Annotated in this window: 17 protein-coding genes; 7 read left to right on the top strand and 10 right to left on the bottom strand. The window is 35.0% G+C overall.

Translation table 11 applies throughout. The features are described 5' to 3' along the window. Positions 1 to 10: 10 nt before the first annotated feature. The 9 genes from PXC01_RS16570 to PXC01_RS16530 all read right to left on the bottom strand — a co-directional run bounded on the left by PXC01_RS16570 (position 11) and on the right by PXC01_RS16530 (position 10,048). Positions 11 to 2,038, bottom strand: coding sequence for a VWA domain-containing protein (locus PXC01_RS16570; RefSeq protein WP_276473397.1), 2,028 nt, complete (start codon positions 2,036 to 2,038; stop codon positions 11 to 13). A 162-nt stretch (positions 2,039 to 2,200) separates the two neighbouring features. Further along, the gene (gene fabG, locus PXC01_RS16565) at positions 2,201 to 2,950 is read right to left on the bottom strand and encodes a 3-oxoacyl-[acyl-carrier-protein] reductase (protein ID WP_276473396.1); all 750 of its coding nucleotides are present in this window, start codon (positions 2,948 to 2,950) and stop codon (positions 2,201 to 2,203) included. 106 nt (positions 2,951 to 3,056) lie between these two features. Next, positions 3,057 to 3,929 (bottom strand): succinate--CoA ligase subunit alpha, encoded by an 873-nt coding sequence (gene sucD / locus PXC01_RS16560; RefSeq protein WP_276473395.1) that lies wholly within the window; start codon positions 3,927 to 3,929, stop codon positions 3,057 to 3,059. Between the two features lie 70 nt (positions 3,930 to 3,999). After that, on the bottom strand, positions 4,000 to 4,935 hold the full coding sequence (locus PXC01_RS16555; RefSeq protein ID WP_276473394.1) for a UDP-3-O-(3-hydroxymyristoyl)glucosamine N-acyltransferase: 936 nt from the start codon (positions 4,933 to 4,935) through the stop codon (positions 4,000 to 4,002). 41 nt (positions 4,936 to 4,976) lie between these two features. Further along, positions 4,977 to 5,543 carry an elongation factor P gene (gene efp, locus PXC01_RS16550; RefSeq protein WP_276473393.1) on the bottom strand — a complete coding sequence of 189 codons (567 nt, stop codon included), beginning with the start codon at positions 5,541 to 5,543 and terminating at the stop codon, positions 4,977 to 4,979. A gap of 45 nt (positions 5,544 to 5,588) precedes the next feature. Then, complete coding sequence (gene lpxA / locus PXC01_RS16545; RefSeq protein ID WP_276473392.1) at positions 5,589 to 6,374, bottom strand: acyl-ACP--UDP-N-acetylglucosamine O-acyltransferase; 786 nt, start codon at positions 6,372 to 6,374, stop codon at positions 5,589 to 5,591. Position 6,375: 1 nt separating this feature from the next. Further along, positions 6,376 to 7,776, bottom strand: a complete 1,401-nt coding sequence (locus PXC01_RS16540; RefSeq protein WP_276473391.1) for a bifunctional UDP-3-O-[3-hydroxymyristoyl] N-acetylglucosamine deacetylase/3-hydroxyacyl-ACP dehydratase — start codon at positions 7,774 to 7,776, stop codon at positions 6,376 to 6,378. 2 nt (positions 7,777 to 7,778) lie between these two features. Further along, the gene (lpxD, locus tag PXC01_RS16535; RefSeq protein WP_276473390.1) at positions 7,779 to 8,795 is read right to left on the bottom strand and encodes a UDP-3-O-(3-hydroxymyristoyl)glucosamine N-acyltransferase; all 1,017 of its coding nucleotides are present in this window, start codon (positions 8,793 to 8,795) and stop codon (positions 7,779 to 7,781) included. A gap of 23 nt (positions 8,796 to 8,818) precedes the next feature. Continuing rightward, a complete protein-coding gene (locus PXC01_RS16530) occupies positions 8,819 to 10,048 on the bottom strand; it encodes an HD domain-containing protein (protein WP_276473389.1) in 1,230 nt (409 codons plus the stop codon). 86 nt (positions 10,049 to 10,134) lie between these two features. Between PXC01_RS16530 and porX the strand changes: the two genes are divergently transcribed. From porX to PXC01_RS16500, 6 genes are all read left to right on the top strand, one after another. Beyond that, positions 10,135 to 11,679, top strand: a complete 1,545-nt coding sequence (gene porX / locus PXC01_RS16525) for a T9SS response regulator signal transducer PorX (protein WP_276473388.1) — start codon at positions 10,135 to 10,137, stop codon at positions 11,677 to 11,679. Positions 11,680 to 11,686: 7 nt separating this feature from the next. Continuing rightward, positions 11,687 to 12,100, top strand: coding sequence for a tRNA (adenosine(37)-N6)-threonylcarbamoyltransferase complex ATPase subunit type 1 TsaE (tsaE, locus tag PXC01_RS16520; protein WP_276473387.1), 414 nt, complete (start codon positions 11,687 to 11,689; stop codon positions 12,098 to 12,100). Positions 12,101 to 12,323: 223 nt separating this feature from the next. Beyond that, a complete protein-coding gene (locus tag PXC01_RS16515) occupies positions 12,324 to 12,455 on the top strand; it encodes a hypothetical protein (protein WP_276473386.1) in 132 nt (43 codons plus the stop codon). Positions 12,456 to 12,562: 107 nt separating this feature from the next. Continuing rightward, complete coding sequence (locus tag PXC01_RS16510; protein ID WP_276473385.1) at positions 12,563 to 13,204, top strand: hypothetical protein; 642 nt, start codon at positions 12,563 to 12,565, stop codon at positions 13,202 to 13,204. A 96-nt stretch (positions 13,205 to 13,300) separates the two neighbouring features. Then, positions 13,301 to 14,500, top strand: coding sequence for an alanine dehydrogenase (locus tag PXC01_RS16505; RefSeq protein ID WP_276473384.1), 1,200 nt, complete (start codon positions 13,301 to 13,303; stop codon positions 14,498 to 14,500). Positions 14,501 to 14,569: 69 nt separating this feature from the next. After that, the gene (locus PXC01_RS16500) at positions 14,570 to 14,959 is read left to right on the top strand and encodes a DUF4258 domain-containing protein (RefSeq protein ID WP_338089479.1); all 390 of its coding nucleotides are present in this window, start codon (positions 14,570 to 14,572) and stop codon (positions 14,957 to 14,959) included. 8 nt (positions 14,960 to 14,967) lie between these two features. Here PXC01_RS16500 and PXC01_RS16495 read toward each other — a convergent pair whose 3' ends face one another. After that, positions 14,968 to 16,134, bottom strand: a complete 1,167-nt coding sequence (locus PXC01_RS16495) for a proline dehydrogenase family protein (RefSeq protein WP_276473383.1) — start codon at positions 16,132 to 16,134, stop codon at positions 14,968 to 14,970. Between the two features lie 110 nt (positions 16,135 to 16,244). Here PXC01_RS16495 and aroB point away from each other — a divergent pair, with 110 nt between their 5' ends. Continuing rightward, positions 16,245 to 17,306, top strand: a complete 1,062-nt coding sequence (gene aroB, locus PXC01_RS16490) for a 3-dehydroquinate synthase (RefSeq protein WP_276473382.1) — start codon at positions 16,245 to 16,247, stop codon at positions 17,304 to 17,306. Positions 17,307 to 17,385: the final 79 nt, after the last annotated feature.

The following is a 17,385-nucleotide window of genomic DNA, read 5'->3' as shown; positions in this document are numbered from 1 at the left end:
TAGTGTCTATTTAAATTAATCCGTTATATTTTCTGATAAACCATTCTGCAGCAAAGGCTAATATGATAAGCCCTAATAGCAGTTTAAAGTCTATCAAAGATACGATATTTTCAGTGCTTTTCTCTGTAGGAACATATGCGTTGTTTTCACTCAAAACCTTCAATACTTCATTTATCTGAGAAGGATAAAATAATTTACCTCCGTTATTTTGCACAAGTTTTTCCATTTTTTCATTATCACTTGATACAAACTGATTTTCCATATCAAATTCTGAAATAACAAAATTTCCAGATTCTGATTTAGAATCATTTTTTACAGAAACCACAAACGCATATGACCCGGCTATTAAGTTAGAAAGATCGGCTTCAAAATATCCATTTTTTAAGACCATAGGAATATTCTTCACCTGATCAGTTGAAGTATTAGTTATACGGATACTAACTTTCGCATTTTGATCAAACAAAAATGCTTCATCAAAATACGTAGCGGTAATAACTGCATTACCGTTACCATCGTAAACTTTTTGGTAGTCAACATTTAATCTAGATTTACTCTTAGCGCTTGTTAGGTAACGCACCAATTTGCCAATAAATTCATCAAAATTATTAAAATCGTTAGTATTTCTGAAGGTCTGCATTCTCCATTTCCAAAGATTTTCACCTAATAAAATAGCCTGTTTACTATTATTTTTTTCTGTGACGGCCAGCAACGGTTGTTGTATATCCAAACCTTTTATTCGTGTCCCTAATAGCGTTTCTTGAGTTACATTAAAAGTAACGGGACCAGCATCACTAGCTAAAGGAGGAAAATCCGTAAGATCAAACTTAGAAATATCATATTTAGGAAACCCATTATTCAAAACACCAAAAACCTCTTGCTCAGGATAGCCATTCTCTATTTCAAAACCTAAATCAGCATCATTCAGGAAAGAATAATCGGTTTGTAGCCCTGTAACTATAAAAGAATTAGCATTTTTATTTTTGACAAAATCTATTGTCTTTTTAAACTGTGAAGTTGGTTGGTAGAGCACAAATAAGTCAATGTCATCTAAAATGCTGTTTGCAGTGTTAGATTTTAAAATTTGTACTTCTCGCTGTTTATTACTTTCTATAGCCTTTTTCAGCGCACCCAGATCTGGATGCAAAATATCTGATATTAATGCAATTTTAGTTTTCTCATCAATAACTTCAATACTTGTACTTCTCTTATTATTTTGAACATTACGTTCATTTGGCAGTTTGGTTACTTCTACAACTAAATTTTTAATACCTACGGTATTGGCATCAACATCTAAGGCAATAGTCTTAAAGTTAGACTCTGAATCTAAATTCAAATTTTGCGTATACACTATCTTATCGTTCATTTTTACCGATAAGTTTGCGGAAATTGCTGTATTTCCTTGATAGGAAACATAAGTTTCCAATGGAAATTTATTTTTTAGAAATGCATATTTATTTGTCAGAATAGGTCCTACAGAAATATCTTTATACTTTGTAGTATCACCAAGGACAACTGCATAAATAGTATTGTTTTGATCTGTTTTAAAATAACTGTAATCTTCACCAATGGTTTGGTTACCGTCTGATAACAAGATAATTATAGTCTGTTCTCGTGCATAAATTTCTTTTAAGGAAGTAAGTGATTTATTAATATTGGTATTCTTGTCCGCAAAAGAAAGACTATCAAAAACATCTAATGTTGCTCCAAACTTATAAGACGCAATATCAAATATGTCAGTAACCTGTTCAGCGTTTTTTAATTCTGAAACAAAAAGTTCTAAATCACTTGCATTCTCAGTAATAGAAGTAGAATTATCGGCTAAAATAACCAAATTAGGCTTTTCAAGTGTATAAGATTTTCGTAGAAACTTAGGGTTGACCAAAAGTAATAACAAACCAAAAATACCAACAAAACGCAAAAAGGCTAAAAGTAAATGAATATTACTTTTAGCCTTTTGTTTATATATATACTGAAAAACAGCGATACCGAGCGCTACTATTGCAGCAAGAATGATATACAATACCGTTTTAATCTCCATGTATATTATCAAATTGAACTTAGTAAAACACCTCAGGGTAAGCCCATGAGGCATTCAAAGGAAACAAACTTTTAAATTCGAGACAAGCCTCGGGGTATTATACCTTTTGGCGCAGCCAATAAAACACTTTAATTTGCTGCTCTAAAGGGTAAAAATAATATTTTAGGTTAGCATACCCCCATCAACATTCAATACTTGCCCAGTTACATAACTAGATAAATCTGAAGCAAAATATAAACAAGCATTGGCAATATCCTCCGTAGTTCCACCACGCTTCAACGGAATACCGTCTCTCCATCCCTGAACCGTTTTTTCATCCAATTTTTCGGTCATTTCAGTTTCAATGAATCCTGGTGCAATAGCGTTACATCTAATATTTCTAGAGCCTAATTCCAATGCTACGGATTTAGTAAAACCGATCATACCTGCTTTTGACGCGGCGTAATTGGTTTGACCAGCATTCCCTTTTACACCAACCACACTGCTCATATTAATGATAGAACCTTTACGTTGTTTTAACAAAGTTCTTTGTACGGCCTTGGTCATATTAAAAACAGATTTCAAGTTGATATCTATCACCGCATCAAAATCCGCTTCTGACATACGCATCAAAAGATTATCTTTAGTAATACCAGCGTTATTGATTAGTACATCAATTCTTCCATCAAAATCTTCCAGTACTTTGGCAACCAGCTCTTCCGCTTCTTGAAAACTTGCAGCATTACTTTTATATGCTTTTGCCTTAACGCCTTTCTCTGTTAATTCTTTTTCTAACGCTAATGCAGGTGCCTCACTAGAACTATATGTAAATGCAACATTTGCTCCATGATCCGCAAAAACTTGGGCTATTCCCATACCAATTCCTCTGCTTGCCCCTGTTATAATTACGTTTTTATCTTCTAATAATTTCATAAGTCCGTTGTTTTAAACCGATGTTTATCAAATATACCTTTTGTTTCATTTATAGGCTAAAAAAAATCCCGCTATAAACGGGATTTTATACTATAAAGAGGGATTCTTATCCCATTACTTCTTTAACCTTTAAGCCAATTTCAGCTGGAGAATCTACAACGTGAATTCCACATTCTCTCATAATTCTTTTCTTGGCCTGGGCAGTATCATCGCTACCACCAACAATAGCACCAGCATGACCCATTGTTCTACCGGCCGGAGCAGTTTCACCAGCAATAAATCCAACAACTGGTTTTTTACTTCCACTAGCTTTATACCACTGTGCAGCATCAGCCTCTAATTGTCCGCCGATCTCACCGATCATTACCACACACTCAGTAGCAGGATCATTGATCAATAACTCAACCGCTTCTTTAGTTGTAGTTCCAATAATTGGATCACCACCAATACCAATAGCAGTAGTAATTCCTAAACCTTGGCGAACCACCTGGTCAGCGGCTTCGTAAGTTAAAGTTCCTGATTTGGAAACGATACCTACATTACCTTCCTTAAATACAAAACCTGGCATAATACCAACTTTTGCCTCACCTGGTGTAATCACACCTGGGCAGTTAGGTCCTATTAAACGACAATCTTTATTTTTAATATAGTTGGCTACCTTTACCATATCGGCAACAGGAATACCTTCTGTAATTGTAATAATAACTTTAATACCAGCTTCGGCAGCTTCCATAATTGCATCTGCGGCAAATGCAGGCGGAACAAATATAATAGTAGTATCCGCACCTACTTTTTCAACAGATTCAGCAACCGTATTAAATACCGGTTTACCTAAATGCTCTTGTCCTCCTTTTCCCGGAGTAACACCACCCACGATATTAGTACCATACTCAATCATTTGACCAGCATGGAAAGTACCTTCACTACCGGTGAAACCTTGTACGATTATTTTTGAATCCTTATTTACTAATACGCTCATACTACTGTAGTTTTATTTTTTTGTTAGACAAAAATAAAAGTTGTTAATGAATTTTATAGCATTAATAACCTTATTTCTTATCCATTTTTTTAATTATTTCTGGAATTTTCTTGATATGTGCCAATTGCTTCAGCTTTTCACGAGATTCTTCTATAGGTGTACCAAAATAACTCTTACCTCCTTTTACAGATTTTGTTACTCCTGTTTGTCCCATTATTACTGCTTTGGCACCAATAGTTATTCCGCTATTTGTACCAACTTGACCCCATAATGTTACTTCATCTTCAATAATTACACATCCGGCAATACCGGTTTGAGAGGCAATCAAGCATTTCCGCCCAATAATAGTATCATGCCCCACATGCACTTGATTATCCAATTTAGTACCATAGCCTATAGTAGTATCGCCAGTAACGCCTCTATCTATAGTACAAAGTGCTCCAATATCTACATTATCTTTCAACACTACCCTACCTCCTGATATTAATTTATCAAATCCTTCTGGGCGTTTTTTATAATAAAAAGCATCTGCACCTAAAACACTTCCTGCATGAATGATAACATTATTACCTATTAAGCAATTATCATAAATTGTAACGTTTGAGTGAATTATGCAATTCTCCCCTATTACAACATTGTTACCAATAAAAGTATTGGGCTGTATAACAGTATCCTTTCCAATTTTTGCAGTTACGGCAATCGATAGACTGCTTGGTACAAATGGCTGAAAGAACGTGGTAAGCTTATTGAAATCCCTAAACGGGTCATCTGAAATCAATAATGCTTTTCCTTCAGGACAATCTACTTGCTTATTGATCAATATTATGGTAGCCTTGGACTCCAATGCTTTATCATAATACTTTGGATGATCTACAAACACGATATCCCCTGGTTCCACAACATGAATCTCGTTCATGCCCAACACAGGAAAATCATCATGCCCAACATACTCGCTAGAGATTATCTCTGCGATCTGTTTTAACGAAAAAGTAGTAGGAAATTTCAAATGACTTTTTTAGCTCTAAATAAAGAATTCACCAATGGCAATTATTCCTTTACACGCTCCATGTAAGAACCTGTAGCAGTATCTATCTTTACCTTGTCACCTTCATTGATAAATAACGGAACATTTACTTCTGCACCCGTTTCAACTTTTGCAGGTTTTGTAGCATTGGTAGCCGTATTACCTTTAACACCAGGTTCAGTATACGTAACTTCTAAAATAACACTTGCCGGCATATCAACGGATAAAGGCATGCTATCTTCTGTATTGAACATGATTTTTACAATTTCTCCTTCTTTTAATAGACCCGGAGCATCTAAAGAACTTTCTTGAAGTGTAATTTGATTGTAATCATCCGTATTCATAAAGTGATATGTTTCACCTTCTGGATACAGGTACTGATAAGAACGTGTTTCTACACGAACATCTTCTATTTTATGCCCTGCAGAAAATGTATTGTCCAATACCTTACCTGTAGAAACACTTTTTAATTTAGTACGCACAAAAGCAGGTCCTTTACCTGGTTTTACGTGTAGAAATTCAATTATTTTATAGATATCGTTGTTATATCTTATGCATAGTCCTTTTCGTATATCTGATGTAGATGCCATTCTAAATTTATATTAATGTAGTTAACTTAAGTTTAAAGAAATTGTTTAATTATTGCTGAAATATCCTTTCATGATACCACGCTGAGAGTCGCGAATAAACTGTAATATTTCATCACGTTCAGGTGTTGCTTCCATCTCTGCTTCTATAATCTGAACTGCTTGGGTATTATTATAGTTTTTCTGATAAAGGATTCGGTAAATATTCTGAATTTCCCTGATCTTATCAGAAATAAATCCTCTACGTCTTAATCCAACAGAATTGATACCCACATACGATAAGGGCTCTCTTGCTGCCTTAACGTATGGCGGAACATCTTTTCTCACCAAAGACCCACCTGTTACAAAAGCGTGTTGACCAACAGATACAAATTGATGTACCGCGACCAAACCTGCAAGAATAACATTGTCGCCAATGGTAACATGACCTGCTAAAGTTGAATTATTTGAAAAAATACAGTTGTCGCCCACCAAACAATCATGAGCAACATGGCAATACGCCATAATCAAACAATTTTTACCGATAACGGTTTTCATACGATCAGAAGTGCCTTTATGAATAGTGGCACATTCTCTAATGGTAGTATTATCACCTATTACCACGGTGGTATCCTCACCGTCATACTTTAAATCTTGTGGAGATGCAGATATAACCGCACCAGGAAAAATATTACAATTCTTACCAATGCGAGCGCCTTCCATTATCGTCACATTAGACCCGATCCAAGTGCCATCACCAATTACAACATTGTTATGAATAGTTGTAAAAGGTTCTACTACCACATTTTTGGCAATCTTAGCTCCCGGATGTATATAGGCTAAAGGTTGATTCATTCTATGTTCTTTTTACAATTTGAGCCATCATTTCAGCTTCACTTACCAATTTATCATTGGCATAGGCATAAGCTTGCATATGACAGATTCCCCTTCTAATAGGAGTAATTAAGCTACAATGGAAAATTAAAGTATCTCCAGGTAATACTTGCCTTTTAAATTTCACCTTATCAATTTTCATGAAAAGTGTTAAATAATTTTCTGGGTCCGGAACGGTACTCAATACTAGAATACCACCTGTTTGTGCCATTGCCTCTACTTGCAAAACCCCTGGCATTACCGGAGCACCAGGAAAGTGACCAACAAAAAACGGCTCGTTCATGGTAACATTCTTCATACCTACCACATGTGAATCTGAAAGCTCCAAAATTCTATCTATCAATAAAAAAGGAGGTCTGTGCGGCAACATATCCATAATTTTATGGATATCCATCAATGGCGGCAAACTTAGGTCATACTTAGGTACGTTGTTACGCTTTTCCAATTTAATGATTTGCGCAATTTTCTTAGCAAACTGGGTATTTACATAATGACCCGGTTTGTTCGCTATTACTTTACCCCTAATTCTTGTACCGGCCAAAGCTAAATCACCAATTACATCTAATAATTTATGACGTGCAGCTTCGTTTGGTTGATGTAAGGTTAAATTATCAAGAATACCGTTTGCCTTAACAGAAAGCTTCTTTTTATTGAAGGCCTTCTCTAGCTTTTTCATGGTTTCATCGGAAATCTCCTTATCCACATAAACAATGGCATTGTTAAGATCACCACCTTTTATAAGTCCGTTTTCCAATAAAGCCTCTAACTCATGTAAAAAACTAAAGGTACGGGCATCCGCAATTTCCGACTTAAAATCTGAGAGTTTTTCAAGGGTAGCGTTTTGGGTACCCAATACTTTGGTACCAAAATCTACCATTGTGGTAACTTGGTAGGTGTCAGATGGTATTATGGTTATTTCACTTCCAGTTTTTTCATCTCTATAGGAAATGACTTCTTTAACCACATACTCTTCTCTGTAAGCGTCTTGTTCAACAATACCGGCTTCTTCCAAAGCTTCTACAAAAAACTTGGAAGAACCATCCATAATAGGTGGCTCCGCGGCATTTAACTCAATTAAAACATTATCTATTTCCAATCCTACCAAAGCGGCCAAAACATGCTCTGAGGTTTGAATTTTTACGCCGTTTTTTTCCAGATTTGTTCCTCTCTGGGTATTGTTTACCAAAGCGGCATCGGCAGGAATCACCGGTGTACCCTCAAGATCAACTCTTTTAAAGGCATAGCCATGGTTTTTATCTGCCGGAACGAATTTTATCGTAACGTCACTTCCAGTATGTAAACCTACCCCTGTAAGCGTTACTTCTTTACCTATTGTTCTTTGTTTAATAGTTGTTGTGCTCATCGTCAATCTTTCTTTTCTAAGGTGTCGATTCTACTTATTATTTTTGGTAAATTCTTAAAATGAACGTATGATTTGTTATAATCACCATAATTTAATGCGGGAGAACCTTGTAGCACTTCATTATCCTTCACATTTCTACCGATACCCGACTGTGCCTGTATTTTTACATTATCGCCAATAACAATATGTCCTACAATGCCCACTTGCCCTCCGATCATACAATGTTTGCCGATCTTTGTTGAACCGGCAATACCGGTCTGAGCAGCAATTACGGTATGCTCCCCAATTTCAACATTATGTGCAATTTGTATCTGGTTGTCTAGCTTTACCCCTTTTCTCAAGATGGTAGAGCCCAAAGTTGCCCTATCTATAGTAGTACCAGCACCAACATCTACATTGTCTTCTAAAATTACATTACCGGTTTGTGGTACTTTAGCGAATTCTCCATTTTCGTTAGGGGCAAAACCAAATCCGTCCGCACCCAAGACCACTCCACTATTAACTACACAATTATTACCAATAATCGTTTCTGAATATATCTTGGCACCTGCAAAAATGGTAACGTTATCCGCTATCTTAACATTATCACCTATGTAAACATTAGGATAAATTTTTACGTTATCGCCTATAGCAACATTGTTGCCCAAATAAGCAAAAGCACCAATATACACATTGGCACCATAGGTAGCGGTATCTGATTTAAAGACCGGCTCTTCAATACCTACTTTATTATTTTTAACTTGATTATAATATTCCAATAGCTTGGAAAAAGATTTGTAAGCATCTTCTACTTTAATCAGTGTAGTATTTAGATCCTGTTCCGGAACAAAACTCTTATTTACTATGGTTACCGATGCTTTGGTCTTGTAGATAAAAGAAGTATACTTCGGATTCGCTAAAAAAGTTAGCGAACCTTTTTCGCCTTCCTCGATTTTAGCAAGTTTATGAACGGCTATATCTGGATTTCCATGCACCTCTCCTTCTAAGATTCCTGCAATCTGGCCTGCTGTAAATTTCATGAGCGTAAAAGTAAGAAAAATTGTTAAACCCCTTCTTTAGGATAACACATATAATATTTGGTCACCGTTTTTGAAAGTGCATTTAAATTAAGGTGATCGGATAATTTGGCAACATCGGTTATCTTTCCGTTTTTCCTTAAAATGTTGATAGTCTGGTGTTGCCTATCGTAAGCTTTATTTTTAAGCTCTCCTTTAAACACAAAGTAAGATGCATCTTCATCTGTAAGGTTATACTGATTTTTTACTTTATTTAATTGCATCAAAAACTTGCTTTCCGCAGTAGGTTCTTTTTTAACCTTAATATGAAGCAGTTTTCGATTTATAATCATTTCGCATAAAGAGGCCAGAACAAAATCATCTGAATACTGCCATTCTTTCAATGCTGCAAGAATATCTATATCATCAAGCCTTGCAAATTTTGCCAAGGTTTCATTATTGAAATTGTTGATATCAATATGGTTGGTAAGAAAAAAATGTAGCGCCTCACTAGAATTTAAGGAATCACCCCTTTCTATTAAAAAACGAGCCCTCTTTAGAATACTAATAAGTAATCTTTCAGCAACAACGGCAGTTTTATGCAGATATACTTGCCAATACATAAAGCGGCGTGCCATTAGAAACTTCTCAACGGAGTAAATACCTTTCTCCTCTATGACCAAATCACCTTCTACAACATTTAGCATGGTAATCAATCGCTCGGCATTGGTATTTCCTTCTGCAACACCGGTATAGAAGCTATCTCGTTTTAAATAATCCAACCTGTCCATATCTAGCTGACTGGACACCAGCTGATTTAAGAATTTTTTTTCGTGATTTCCGGTAAATATTGAAATGGCCTCCGTTAAACTTCCGTTAAATCGGCCGTTTAGTTCATGCATAAATTGAAGTGAAATAAACTCATGGCTTACTCCTTCCACAATACTATGTTCCATGGCATGAGAAAAAGGACCGTGGCCAATATCATGTAATAGAATAGCACATAAAAGCCCTTCCTCTTCAGCTTCTGTAATCTCAACACCTTTAAAACGAAGCACTTGAATAGATTTCTGCATTAAATACATACAGCCTAGAGCATGATGAAATCTGGTATGGTGTGCCCCAGGATATACTAAATAGGATAAGCCCATTTGTGAGATCCTACGAAGCCTTTGAAAGTAAGGATCTGCAATGAGGTCAAAAATGAGCGCATTGGGAATTCGGATAAATCCGTAAATTGGGTCATTAAAAATTTTCAATTTGTTTGATGTCTTCAAGATAACGTTGTCTTTTCTGAATTAAACATTTCAAAGTTATACAAAAGCATTAGCATAGAATTTGATTATCGTCAAATAATAATTCAATGAACAAAATAAAAATATTGTGGGTAGATGATGAAATTGATCTACTTAAGCCACATATCATCTTTTTAGAATCTAAAAATTATAGTGTAATTACTTGCCAAAGTGGACAAGAGGCGTTACAAGAATTAGCCGAAACCAGAGTTGATATAGTTTTTTTAGACGAGAATATGCCAGGTATCTCTGGACTTGAAACACTTTCCGAAATAAAAGTTATTGATAATTCTTTACCGGTGGTCATGATTACAAAGAGCGAAGAAGAATCTATAATGGAAGAAGCCATAGGCTCTAAGATTGCAGATTATCTTATAAAACCGGTGAATCCGAATCAGATATTACTTTCGTTAAAAAAGAATTTAGATCATTCAAGACTAATTTCCGAAAAAACCACTAGCAATTATCAGCAAGAATTTAGAAAAATTGCAATGGACCTTTCTATGGTAAGCACTTATCAAGAATGGGCCGATTTGTACAAAAAACTAATTTATTGGGAATTACAGCTAGAACAGATTGAAGATAGTGGAATGTTCGAAATCTTAGAATCCCAAAAAACGGAAGCCAATCAGCAATTCGGAAAATTCGTGGATCGCAACTATAAGGATTGGTTTACCGACAATGATGCTCCCGTAATGTCTCACACCTTATTCAAGAATTGGATAGCACCAGAGCTGAAAAACCAAAAGACCTTACTAATTGTAGTAGATAATTTACGTTATGACCAATGGTATGCTTTTGAAGATTCAGTAAACTCATTCTATAAAAAGAAGAAAGAAGACTCATATTACAGTATTTTACCAACTGCAACCCAATACGCACGTAATGCTATTTTTTCTGGATTGACACCATTGGATATGGAAAAGAAATATCCGGAATGGTGGAAAAACGATACCGATGAAGGTGGCAAAAACCTGTTTGAAGACAAGTTTTTAGATGCACAATTAAAAAGATTAGGGTTAAATTTAAAATGGGAGTATCATAAAATAAGTAGTCTTAAACAAGGAAAGCATCTAAGCCAAAACTTTAAAGGACAAAAAGATAACGACCTTACAGTTATCGTTTATAATTTTGTTGATATGCTTTCTCATTCTAAAACGGAGATGGAGGTAATTAAAGAACTGGCATCAACCGATAAATCTTATCGATCACTAACAACTAGCTGGTTCAAGAATTCACCTATGCTAGAAATTATACAGCAAGCACAGACATTGGGCATGAAATTGATTATTACGACAGACCACGGCACAATCAATGTAAAGTCGCCCTCTAAAGTTGTGGGTGACAGAGATACAAGTTTAAACCTACGCTACAAAACAGGAAGAAGTCTTACCTATGAAAAAAACGATGTATTGGCAGCGAAAGACCCTAAATCAATTCATCTTCCAAGTATTAACATGAGTAGTTCTTTTATTTTCGCAAAAAACGATTTGTTTTTTGCCTACCCAAACAACTACAACCATTATGTTAGTTATTATAGAAATACATATCAGCACGGTGGAGTTTCATTAGAAGAAATGATCATACCTTTTGTAGTTTTGGAACCTAAATAATACGGAAATGGAATTCATTTATCATAAAGGTGAATTAAAGAATATTGCCAAGCAAATAATTAAACACACCAAAAGCAAGACACTTGCTTTCTACGCACCTATGGGCGCAGGAAAAACCACCTTAGTAAAAACACTGATCAAAGAATTAGGCAGTAATGACCATGCTAGCAGCCCAACATTTGGCCTGGTCAATGAATATGCGTTAGAATCTGGTGATGTATTAGGCTATCATTTTGATTTCTATAGATTAGATGATGAAAATGAAGCACTTGATATGGGGTTAGATGATTATTTAGATTCTGGCAACTGGATATTTATGGAATGGCCAGAAAAAATTCCGAACCTACTTCCTACAACGTATCAAAAAATTACAATTGAAGTAATTGATGAAACAAAAAGAAAGCTAACACTATATAAATAAAGTGATTAACCCTTGTATTTATTGATTTCATTGGTAAAATTCTAACTATCGTAGACGCTAAAGATTTATTGTATTTTTTCGATGAAAAACAAGCATTTCGATGAAGTGTGCAATAAATCCGATAAAAACGGCAATTTTAACGTTTAAAAACAAGTTAGTTGTATATTTTTTCTTACGTTTGTAGGAGAACTAAATATTTAGTATAACCAAAAACCCCTTGAAAATGAAAAACAAAAAGACTTTATTAGCATCAATCGCATTAGGCTTATTTCTTTTAGCAATGACTGCACCTATTGTTGATATTGACAATCAAGACACAAATGTTGACAAAAGAAAGTTAACAAAAAGAATATAACTTAAAAGTTTGTTATAATCATAAAGAAGAGAGCATTTGAATGCTCTCTTTTTGTTTATAATAATTAGTAATATCGTTCGTTAGCATATAGTAATACTATTGTGCAAATGATCAATAAAACAAAAAAAAAGAAAGCTAAAAAGAAGATATTTCTAGAAACTCTTCTAGTCTTTTTTATAGCAATTTCTCCTTTTCTATATAAGGTTTACGACTATTTGCCTTATGACGAACATGGTGACGCTTTAATTTTAGGACTCACCTTAGGAAACAATGGATTTCCCGATACTCTAACTTACCTATGGTATCTTACTTCTAAAATAGTTCCTCTTTATTTAATGATTTTTTGGTTCCTTACTTCACGTGATTGGTGGTACCATATCATCATCATTCCAATAGCTATGTACGCATTTCAAATGTTTGAAGTGTTCTATGACTCTGACAATATGATTGACACTGACAATATATGGTGGCTGATTCCAATTTGTATGATTACGATACCATCAGTATATTTTATTCGTATAAAACTTTACGATAAACACGTTCATGGTATAGACCTAGAAGCTATGGAGGCAGAACTTGAAGAATTAAAAGCTAAAGGTTATACCAACGATAAAAGTAAAGATGGTGTACTTAATGAAAAGCAATCTATATCTGACGATATAAATTCTAGTCTCTCTACAGGAAATTTAGAGAACATTTTTAAAACCGTTCAACATCGTATAGAAAGCTGGTTACATTTAAAATCGTAACCATTAAATATCTTTAAATAGGACAAATCATTCATTTCTTTAAAAATTGTACATTTGAGTTTCAAGTCAATGATTTGAACAACTCATTATTAAGTTATGAATCAACCCACCTCCCCTTTTAGTAAGCATCAATTAATTCCGCAAGAAGAAACCTTAGAAGTTTTACGTCAAAAAGGTGAATTGTTCATTGGTATTCCAAAAGAAAACCAATATCAAGAAAAAAGAATTTGTCTTACTCCAGATGCCGTTAACGCTATTACCGCTAATGGCCATAGGGTGCTTATAGAATCTGGCGCAGGTGAAGGCGCCCATTTTTCTGATGCAGATTATATAACCGCAGGCGGGGAGATTACCAGAGATATCAAAAAGGTTTTTGCCTGTCCGTTAATCTTAAAAGTTGAACCCCCTACGTTAACGGAAATTGAGTACGTTAATCCGCAAACAACAATAATATCCGCTCTTCAAATAAAAACCCAATACAAAGAGTATTTTGAAGAGTTGGCCAAAAAACGGATTACTGCCATTGCTTTTGAATACATTAGGGATGAGGAAGGAAAATATCCAGCAGTGCGATCACTTAGTGAAATTGCAGGGATATCATCAGTATTGATCGCCGCAGAATTAATGGCTGCAAATAATAATGGTAATGGGCTAATGTTCGGCAACATAAGCGGTGTGCCACCTGTAGAAGTCGTGATCATTGGAGCTGGAACAGTTGGTGAATTTGCTGCACGTTCAGCTATTGGTATTGGTGCGAACGTTAAGGTTTTTGATAACTCTATCACCAAATTAAGAAATATACAGACCAACCTAAAACAAACGGTCTACACCTCTACTATTCAACCAAAAAACCTTTTAAAAGCCTTAAAACGCTGTGATGTAGCTATTGGCGCAACACGTGGCAAGGATAGATCTCCTGTTGTAGTAACCAGTACAATGGTAGAGCACATGAAAAAAGGTGCGGTAATTATTGATGTAAGTATTGATACCGGTGGTTGCTTTGAAACCAGTGAAATCACTGACCACAATAAACCCACAAGAAAAAAGTTCGATGTTATTCACTACGGCGTACCCAATATTCCTTCTAGATATCCAAAAACGGCATCGGTAAGTATAAGCAACATATTTACACCTTATTTACTAAAAATTGGAGAAGACGGTGGGCTAGAGAATTCCCTACGTTTTGATAAAGGTTTACGTAACGGTCTGTATATGTACCATGGTATTCTAACAAATAAGTCTGTAGGAGAATGGTTCGATTTGCAATATAGCGATATAAATTTCTTGATTTTTTAGATTACTTAAGCCATTCTTTTTCCATTCCATTTTAAAAGGCATAATTTCGCGACTTTAAATGCATGAGCTATGAATATGGATTTTGTTAAGAGGTTAGGTTTTTTCCTGGTAGGCCTTTCAATAGGTATCATTTTTCTAACCTTTTTTCTAAAAAAGAAATCTCAAGAAACAGGAGTTTATTTCTGTTATCTACCAGACTGCAGAACGCTTAAAGATATTCGCTCCAAATCTATGCATTACAGTGATGAAGCCAAAAAACAACTCCAAGAATATCAATTAGATTCTGTCGCAGTTACGTACATTTTAACCGAAGGTGATGTAGATTTCAGTAAAAGTGATACAAAATCAGTTCCCTGTAAGACTTACGTTGTTGAGTCTGACTACAAGGAACTTGATTATATATTTACAGTAAGAAATTGTAGGGAAAAAGCTATTTTGCAAAAAGTAGAAATAGAGTAATTCATTAACTACATTTTTCTACGCTTTCTTTCTTTTTTTAACAGGGACAACTCTCTACTAGTCTGCCCGGCAACCGAGGTATTTTCGTCAGCTCTCCTGATCAGATATGGCATAACGTCCCGTACTGGTCCAAACGGCAAATATTTGGCAACATTATACCCATTAGCAGCTAAATTGTAAGAAATATGATCGCTCATACCATACAATTGACCAAACCAGATATGTGTATTATTTTTTTCGATACCTCTCTCCTCCATTAATTCCATTAACTTATAGCAACTCTCCTCATTATGAGTACCTGCAAAAATGGAAAGCACATCAAGGTTATCTATCATATACGCTATGGTTGCATTGAAATTAGCATCGGTCTCTTCTTTGCTCTTACAAATAGGGGAAACATAACCCATTTCTTTAGCACGGTCATTTTCTTTCTCCATGTAAGCACCTCTTACAACCTTCATTCCTACCAGAAAACCATCAGAAACGGCACGTTCATGTAACGCCTTCAAATATGGCAAACGATCCCATCTATAGGTCTGCAACGTATTAAAAACAATTCTCTTTTTCTTATTATACTTACGCATCATTTGCTCTGCCAAATCATCAGCGGCATCTTGCATCCAACTTTCTTCCCCGTCTATCAGCAAGGATACTTCAAGATCGTGAGCTTTTTTACATACCTTATCAAACCTATTGACTACACGCTGCCATTCTTCTTCCTCTGATTTGGTAAGTGCTTTCTTTTTGCTAATTTTTTGATACAGTGCAAAACGACCGAAACCTGTTGGTTTAAAAACAGCATATGGAATTGCTTCTTTCTCTTTTACGAAATCCAAAATGGTTAAAATAATATCTGTAGCAACATCAAAAGGGTCTTCTTCTTCTTTTCCTTCCACAGAATAATCAAGTACGGAACATACGCCTTTTTCCCACATACGATCCACAACGGGCAAACAGTCACGTTCGTTTACCCCACCACAAAAATGATCAAAAACGGTTGCCCTGATCAAACTTTCTACCGGCAAGTGTGCCTTAAAGGCAAAATTGGTAATAACCGATCCCATTTTCACCAAGGGTTCATTGGAAATCATTTTAAAAAGAAAGTAAGCTCTTTCTAATTCCGAATCGGTTTTTAAGGCAAATGCAGTTGCAGTATTTTCAAAAATTTGGTCCATTCTTTATTATTTCAATAACGATCAAATATAATAACAGAATTTATAATCTTAAGACTAAAAATAACCTTTATTTTGTGCTAGAATAGCAAACAAAAAAAGCCATATTTTCAATGGATTCCATAATCTCAGATTCTTACGCAGTACATTTTAACGAAGAAGCCTTTAAAGCTTTAAATACTCATTTAGCCAATAAAAAATATTCTATAGTTTTTATTCTAGTTGATGAGAACACACACGAACTTTGTTTGCCAAATTTTATGGCAGAGATAAATGGTGAATATCAATTTGAGATTATTGAAATAGAATCTGGCGAAATCAATAAGAATATTGAAACCTGCGTAGGTGTTTGGGAAGCTTTGTCTGAATTAGGAGCAGACAGAAAAAGTGTTTTAATAAACTTAGGAGGCGGAGTTCTTACGGATATGGGAGGGTTTATAGCCTCAACCTTTAAAAGGGGTATAGATTTTATTAATGTACCTACCACCCTACTATCTATGGTAGATGCTTCTGTTGGCGGTAAAACCGGCATAGATTTAGGTGCTTTAAAAAATCAAGTTGGTGTTATAAACCAACCTGCAATGGTACTTGTAGTGCCTGATTTTCTTGATACATTAGAAAAAAGACAAATTATTAGTGGTTTTGCGGAAATGCTCAAGCATGGTCTTATAAAGGACAAAACCTATTGGGAAGCTTTAAAAGAGGCCCAAAGCCTAGAGCATATGAAAAGTCATATTCTTACCTCTATTCAAATAAAAAATGAAGTCGTACTTAAAGACCCTACGGAACAGAACATACGAAAAATTTTGAATTACGGCCATACACTTGGGCATGCTATAGAATCCTACTTTTTGGAGAATGCATCCAAAGAAATGTTATTACATGGCGAAGCAATTGCCGTTGGTATGATTTTAGAAGGTTATCTATCTCACAAAATTTTAGGTTTATCCGAGCAATCTTTAGAGGACATAAAATCTACTTTCTTAAATAAATATGATAAAGTAGAATTTTCAGATACCGACATTGAGAATATTTTAAAATTGATGAAATACGACAAGAAAAATTCTCATGGGAAAGTGAATTTTGTGTTATTGAAAAACATTGGAGAACCTGTTGTTGACGTTGAAATTCCCGTTGAATTATTTACCGATGCATTTGCTTACTACAAAGTTTAAAAACTTCACCTACCTAAAATAGTGTTTTCACAACTCTATAAAACGATATGTAGCATAAATGACTAGTTTAGTTATAGAT

The organism is Maribacter huludaoensis (assembly GCF_029350945.1).
GTDB classification, from domain to species: Bacteria; Bacteroidota; Bacteroidia; order Flavobacteriales; family Flavobacteriaceae; genus Maribacter; species Maribacter huludaoensis.
The sequence above is the reverse complement of the archived record's forward strand: the minus strand, read 5'-3'. Positions and strand labels throughout refer to the sequence as shown.